This is a genomic window from Pedococcus bigeumensis (genome assembly GCF_006438965.1).
GTDB lineage: Bacteria > Actinomycetota > Actinomycetes > Actinomycetales > Dermatophilaceae > Pedococcus > Pedococcus bigeumensis_A.
In genome coordinates, this window is the sequence record NZ_RCZM01000005.1 from 481105 (window position 1) to 487954 (window position 6850).

General features: G+C 68.9%; 5 protein-coding genes. 4 read left to right on the top strand and 1 reads right to left on the bottom strand.

The genetic code is table 11. The features are described 5' to 3' along the window. Window positions 1-49: 49 nt before the first annotated feature. From EAH86_RS16365 to idi, 4 genes are read left to right on the top strand one after another with little or no spacing between them, the layout of a single operon-like run. A complete protein-coding gene (locus EAH86_RS16365; protein ID WP_140742645.1) occupies window positions 50-1129 on the top strand; it encodes a type III polyketide synthase in 1080 nt (359 codons plus the stop codon). Between the two features lie 8 nt (window positions 1130-1137). Next, a complete protein-coding gene (locus tag EAH86_RS16370) occupies window positions 1138-1668 on the top strand; it encodes an isoprenylcysteine carboxyl methyltransferase family protein (RefSeq protein ID WP_140742647.1) in 531 nt (176 codons plus the stop codon). After that, entirely contained in the window at window positions 1665-2723 is a 1059-nt protein-coding gene (locus tag EAH86_RS16375; protein WP_140742649.1) for an NAD(P)/FAD-dependent oxidoreductase, read from the top strand. The genes EAH86_RS16370 and EAH86_RS16375 overlap by 4 nt, the downstream gene beginning before the upstream one ends. Next, a complete protein-coding gene (gene idi, locus EAH86_RS16380) occupies window positions 2720-3295 on the top strand; it encodes an isopentenyl-diphosphate Delta-isomerase (protein ID WP_140742651.1) in 576 nt (191 codons plus the stop codon). The genes EAH86_RS16375 and idi overlap by 4 nt, the downstream gene beginning before the upstream one ends. Before the next feature lie 1544 nt (window positions 3296-4839). Here the strand turns inward: idi and EAH86_RS20665 are convergent. Next, window positions 4840-6850: hypothetical protein (locus tag EAH86_RS20665; RefSeq protein ID WP_206665856.1), on the bottom strand; the 2011-nt coding region annotated here is incomplete at its 5' end.

Consider the following 6850-nt stretch of genomic DNA (forward strand, 5'->3'; position numbering starts at 1 on the left):
GCCACCCATCGGGTGAAGGCCGCCAGCGCCATGTGCATACGCTCTCCTCGTGAGCCGCATCGTGTCAGTCGCCGGGGCCCTGCCGGAGCACCGCTACGCCCAACACGAGGTCACGGCTGCTTTCGCGACCGTGCTGGGGGCGCACGGTGTGGATCGGCTCCTGCTCGAGCGGGTCCACGCCAACGCCGGCGTGAGCCACCGTCACCTCGCGCTGCCGCTGGACCGGTATGCCGCCTTGCGCGACTTCGGGGAGGCCAACGACGCCTTCATCACGGCGGCGGTCGACCTCGGATCCCAGGCGGTGGTCGATGCACTCAAGGAAGCCGACCTCACCCCCAGCAACGTCGACCTGCTGGTCTCGACGACGGTCACGGGGTTGGCGGTCCCCTCGTTGGATGCCCGGGTCGCAGCGCGAGTCGGACTCCGTGAGGACGTCAAGCGCCTGCCGATTGTTGGGCTGGGGTGTGTCGCGGGAGCGGCCGGCGTGGCTCGCATCCATGACCACCTGCGGGGCAATCCCGGCGACGTCGCCGTCCTCATGTCGGCGGAGCTGTGCAGCCTGACCGTCCAGCGTGACGACACCTCCACCGCCAACCTCGTCGCCAGTGGGCTGTTCGGCGACGGCGCCGCCGCAGTGGTCATGCTCGGCGAGGACCGGGCGACCGAGGTTGGCGACGACGCCGGCCACGACATCCGGGTGTTGGCCACCAAGAGCCGGATGTATCCCGACAGCGAGCGCGCCATGGGGTGGGACGTCGGGGCGTCCGGGTTGCGGATCGTCCTCGGCGTGGAGGTACCAGAGCTGGTGCGGGCCAACCTCGGTGGAGACATCGACGCCTTCCTCGCCGCGCACGGGCTCACCCGGGCCGACATCGGCTTCTGGGTTGCGCATCCCGGGGGGCCGAAGGTCCTCGAGGCGATGGGCGACGCGCTCGAGGTGTCCCGCGACGCGCTCGGGTTGACGTGGGACTCGCTCGACCGGATCGGCAACCTGTCGTCCGCGTCCGTCCTCCACGTCCTCGCAGACACCCTGCGCGAACGCCCGCCCCGACCCGGCTCCCACGGCGTCCTGCTGGCCATGGGTCCGGGATTCTGCCTCGAGATGGTGTTGCTCCGGGCCGGGGGCTGAGCACGGTCATGACCACCTCACAGGTGTTGTTCACAGCCTTCGTCGCCGCAGTGGGTCTCGAGAGACTCGCCGAGATGGTGGTGTCCAGGCGTCACGCTGCGTGGGCCTTTGCCCGGGGTGCGGTGGAGTCGGGCCGCGGCCACTTCCCCGTCATGGTGCTCCTGCACACCGCCCTGCTCGCGGGCGGCGTGATCGAGGTCATCGCCGCCGACCGGCCGTTTCTTCCACTGCTGGGCTACCCGATGGTCGCCCTCGTCGTGCTCGCACAGGGGCTGCGTTGGTGGTGCATCGCGACGCTGGGTCCGCAGTGGAACACCCGCGTGATCGTGGTGCCGGGCGCGCCGCTCGTGGGCAACGGCCCTTACCGTCTGCTGCGCCACCCCAACTACGTGGCCGTCGTGATCGAGGGCGCGGCGCTGCCTCTCGTCCACACGGCATACGTCACAGCGGTCGCCTTCACCGTTCTCAACCTCCTGTTGCTGTGGGTGCGGATCCGCGTTGAAGAGGGCGCCCTCGGACTCTCTGGTAGCTCCTCGTGAGCGTCGACCTGCTCGTCGTCGGCGGCGGCCCCGTGGGGCTGGCCACCGCCCTGTATGCAGCGCGGCAGGGGCTCACGGTGCACGTCCTCGAGCCGCGCCCCGGGCCAGTGGACAAGGCCTGCGGCGAGGGGCTGATGCCTGGCGGGCTGGCTGCCCTGGCTGACCTCGGCGTGCACCCGGTCGGCCACGCCTTCCACGGCATCCGGTACCTGTCATCCACGCGAAGCGCGGTCGCGGATTTCGCCGACGGGCCGGGCCGCGGGGTCCGCCGCACCGAGCTCCACAGCAGGCTCTCAAGGGCCGTCACGGAGGCCGGAGTAGTGGTCCTTCCCCTGGTCGTGACCGGGCTTCGCCAGGGCGACGACGGTGTCGAGCTGGCCACCCGGCTGCCCGGTGGTGCGGGCCAGCGGCCAGAGCGAGCTCGATATGTCGTCGCCGCAGACGGGTTGCACTCCTGGACCCGGCGAGAGCTGGGGCTGGACCGCCCGACGGGTGGCGCTGGGAGGTACGGGCTCCGCCAGCACTTCCGGCTGCCTCCGTGGTCACGGCACGTCGACGTCCTCTGGGGTGAGGATGCCGAGGCCTACGTCACGCCCGTCAGCAGCGATGTCGTGGGGGTGGCGGTCCTCAGCCGACAGCGCCGACCATTCACCGAGCACCTCGAGCAGTTCGGTGCCCTGGTGGAACGCCTGACCGACGCCCAGCCGATCTCGCCCGTGCAGGGTGCAGGCCCATTGCGGCAGCGCAGCCACCGTCGGACCGCCGGCCGTGTGCTGCTGGTGGGCGACGCCAGTGGCTACGTGGACGCGTTGACGGGTGAGGGCATCTCCCTCGGGTTGGCGCAGGCCCGCGCTGCAGTGGCCGCAGTGGTGGCCAACCGACCCCGCGACTACGAGCGGAGCTGGCTGGCAGCGACCTGGCGGTGCTCACTGCTCACCCAGGGACTGCTGCACGCCACCCGGCCGCGGGTGGTTCGCCGTGGGTTGGTGCCGCTCGCGGCCGCGGCGCCCTGGGTGTTCTCGGCCGCCGTCAACGAGCTGGGGCGGTCGGCATGACCGAGCTCGTCGTCCTCCTCGACGCGGACGGCCAGGCGGCCGGGACCGCCCCGAAGGCAGACGTACACCACTCGGCGACACCCCTCCACCTGGCCTTCTCGGCATACCTCTTCGACCCGGACGGGGCCCTGCTCGTCACGCAGCGGTCGGTCACGAAGGCGACCTTCCCCGGGGTGTGGACCAACTCCGTGTGCGGCCACCCCGCCCCGGGTGAGGCCCTGGACGAGGCCGTCCGACGCCGTGCCCGTCAGGAGCTCGGTGTCGTCGTGGCGAGGCCGCGCCTGGTTCTGCCGGAGTTCAGGTATGTCGCGGAGATGGCTGGGACGGTCGAGAACGAGTGGTGCCCGGTGTTCACGGCGGTGGTGGACCGGTCCGACCTGGACCTGGACCCGGACGAGGTCGGTGCGGCCGAGTGGGTGCCGTGGACGAGCTTCGCCGCCGAGGTCATGGGGGGTCGCCGCCCCGTCTCGAAGTGGTCTCGCGAGCAGGTCGAGGAGCTCGGCCTGCTCGGCCCCGACCCCGAGAGCTGGCCCACTGCCGACCCGGGCCGGCTTCCGCCAGCAGCACACTGATACCGACAAGACCATGGTGGGCGGCCGCTCGCTGTTGCCCCGGCGGCGGCCGCCCCTGGCCGACGACTAGCAGTGGCGGGAGTGGAGGACACCGCTCCTGCGTGCCCCAGATCGGCCTGGCATCGACGGTACGCCCCCTCAGACTGGCGGAAAGGGCTGACAGGAGCTTCGTCATCACCCCCTCGTCGCGCGCGCTCGGGTGTCCTTGGTGGTGCGGGCTACTCCTCCCGCAGGCCTCCGAACGGACGCCACGAACCCCGCCGCAACAACCGAACCAGGTCCTCGCGTTCCTCTGCGGACAGAGTTCTCGCAGGGTTCGCGGGTGGACTCAACTCACTCATGGCTACAGGCTACAAAGCCCGGCCACCGCCACCCCGCACCTTCACGCTGCCGGCCGGAGGTCGCGCCGAAGGGACGAGGCGGACTCCACGACGAACGGCCCCCCTTCCGTGGGTGTGCAACGGCACCCCACACAGTTACCATCGAGCCGGCCTGCCCGGACCCCGCACGCCAGCTCGATGGCGAACGTCCGGGTCCAACAGCGTGGCTCAGGGGACCAAGCCAAACGGCGATGTCTGGGCGCCATCAGGGGAGCCCCACGTCGACCGAGGCAGTGCCCCCTCCCGCCGGAGGGGGCACTGCCGTCGCTGAGCCGGGCGGTCGCTGAGAGCCGCGCCCCAGGAGGCAACCCGCCGCCGTCTGGCAGCACAACAGCCCCGAGCCGTGTGGACGGCGCGGGGCTGCTGGTTTCTGTCTCAACACAGAGTGCGCCCGAAGGGATTCGAACCCCTAACCTTCTGATCCGTAGCAATTCGCGAACGGCGACTGGTCACGACTCTGCCCGACCTAATCGATGCCCTCAAGGCGCATCGTCGCAGGTCAGGACCTTGCAGACGGCTAGAGTCGCCGCCAAGCGAGTGTTGTCGGATCGTTACCGACTTGCTGCGCGGCAGGACTTTTTGAGCCCATTGTTGAGCCCGCCCGGGCGTGGCGCACCGCGGCGGCAGGGCCAACCCGCCACCGGGAGAAGCGGTCCGCCGTCCCCCTTGTCGCGGGTGATGGCGCTTACCCCGGTGGCCGCCTCGGGAACGGGCGGATGGTCCCACCGGCGCGGACGGTTTACGGATTAGGCGCGGAACGTTGACGGGCTCTTCGAAGCATTGCGGTCTTTCGGCGTACATGGGCCTGACCTGCACAAACAGTGCCGATCGGCCTCGAGTCCACTGTGGACGATCCCGGTTGATTCCGGTGCTGGTGAGGGCAGATTGAGGGCAGAGCGTCCTCCCGCCCCGACCTCTCCAAGGGAGCACAGCCCGGCCGATTCACTTGAGACGGCGGCCGCGCCGGAGGTGCTGCATACCGCCCACTATGGGCGGCCCCGGCCGCCCAGATAGGGCGTGTTGAGGCCTGTCCCGCCTACCGGGTGGAGCTACCGTCTGTCGGCGCACGTGGAAGCAGTCGCGACGTCAATATCGGCAGCTAGGCGAAGGTTCGAAGGCTCTGGACACGCCGCGGGATCACCCAGTACCTCAAATTCCGACGCTTCAGGTTCGACCGACAACCGCCCGACCGTACCCGTCGACCATGACACAGAACGAGTCGGTCGGGCAGGACACCGAATACGAAGAGGTGCCGGTGTCGATGCTAATCGGGTCGGCCCAGGTGGTCCCGTCGAACGTGACCGCATACCCGAGACCGTCGACCGCGGCACAGAATGAGGCGGTCGGGCATGAGATCGAGGCCAGGCCATACCCGGGACCGTCCACAGGCGCAGGTGCGGTCCAAGTCGTCCCGTTGAAGCTGACCGCAGTTCCAGAGTTGTTGACCGCTGCGCAGAACGAAACCGTCGGACAAGACACCGAAGCCGGCCACGACCCGCTGGGGTCAATTGTCACAGGCGCCGTCCAAGTGCTGCCGTTGAAAGTTGCCGCTCTCCCGTCACTGTCGAGAGCGACACAGAAGGAGGAAGTCGGGCAAGAGACTGATTCGACCGACGACGCGGCACCGACGACGTTAGTGGGCGCCGCCCACGTCGATCCGTTGAACCTGACCACGTGCCCTGAGTCATCGCCCGCGACACAAAACGAAGCGGTCGGGCAGGACACCGAGATAAGGCTTCCGGAGTCGACGGTATTAGGTGCGGACCAAGAGGTCCCGTTGAACGTGACCACCTTTCCGCCGCCGTCCACGGCGGCGCAGAACGTACTCGTCGGGCAGGACACCGAGCCGAGGAAACCGCCGGGGTCGACCGCGGTGGGCGTGGACCAAGCGGTCCCGTTGAATGTGACCACATTTCCACCGCCGTCCACGGCGGCGCAGAACATACTCGTCGGGCAGGACACCGAAAGGGAGTCGCCGACGTCGGGATCGACTGCTTGCGGCGTCGACCACCCACTGCCACTGAACCTCAGCTCGTGGCCGGAATCGTCAATAGCGGCGCAGAACGTGCTGGTGGGGCAGGACACCGAGGTAAGCCGACCGCCACTGGCGTCGACGCTCACGGGTGCCCCCCACGTGGTGCCGTTGAATCTCAGGGCATTCCCGGCGACATCGACGGCAGTGCAGGATGTGCTGGTGGGGCAGGACACCGCGACGAGCCCGCCACCGGCATCGATCTGCGTAGGTGCGCTCCAGGTGGTGCCGTTGAACCTGAGGGCATTCCCGGCGTCATCGACCGCCACACAGAACGTGCTGCTGGGGCAGGACACCGAGACGTTCAGATAGGCGTCATCGATGCTCGCGGGTGCGCTCCACGTGGTGCCGTTGAACCTGAAAGCATTCCCAACCCAGTCGACGGCAACGCAGAACGTGCTGCCTGAGCAGGACACTGAGGCAAAACCGTCACCGCCGTCGACGCTTGCCGGTGCGCTCCACGTGGTGCCGTTGAACCTGAGGGCATTCCCGGCGTCATCGACCGCCACACAGAACGTGCTGGTCGGGCAAGACACCGAGACGAGCCCGCCACTGGCATCGATCTGGGTAGGTGCGCTCCAGGTGGTGCCGTTGAACCTGAGAGCATTCCCGGCGTCATCGACCGCCACACAGAACGTGCTGGTCGGGCAAGACACCGAGACGAGCCCGCCACTGGCATCGATCTGGGCAGGTGCGCTCCAGGTGGTGCCGTTGAACCTGAGAGCATTCCCGGTCCCGTCGACCGCCACACAGAATGTGGTGCTGGCGCAGGACACCGAGTTGGGCTGGCCATGCCTGGGCGCGATCGGAGTCGGCGGACTCCACGTCATTCGTGTTGCGCCGACGTAGTAGCCGGCGATGTCGGCGATGACCTGAACGGTGCCGGAGGCGCCGTTGGTCAAGGCAATCCGCCCGTTGGCGCCGACTTTAGCGATGACCAGGTTGGGGATGGTCTGACCAGCCGCGAAGTTCAGGTTCGACGCGGTGGGCATGGTCGACCCGTCGGGGTAGACGGTGAGGAACCCGGCACTCTTGGCGGCGGTGACGGTCACGTTGACCACAACCGCGGACACCCCTGACGCGGGGACACCGCCCCTGCCGGCGACCTGCAAATGCACGGTGCCGTGCGCGGCCACGGGGCCG

Bases quoted from the DNA above. Each gene is read 5' to 3' on its own strand.
- EAH86_RS16370 (WP_140742647.1), top strand. From the start codon at position 1,138: ATGACCACCTCACAGGTGTTGTTCACAGCCTTCGTCGCCGCAGTGGGT.
- idi (WP_140742651.1), top strand. From the start codon at position 2,720: ATGACCGAGCTCGTCGTCCTCCTCGACGCGGACGGCCAGGCGGCCGGG.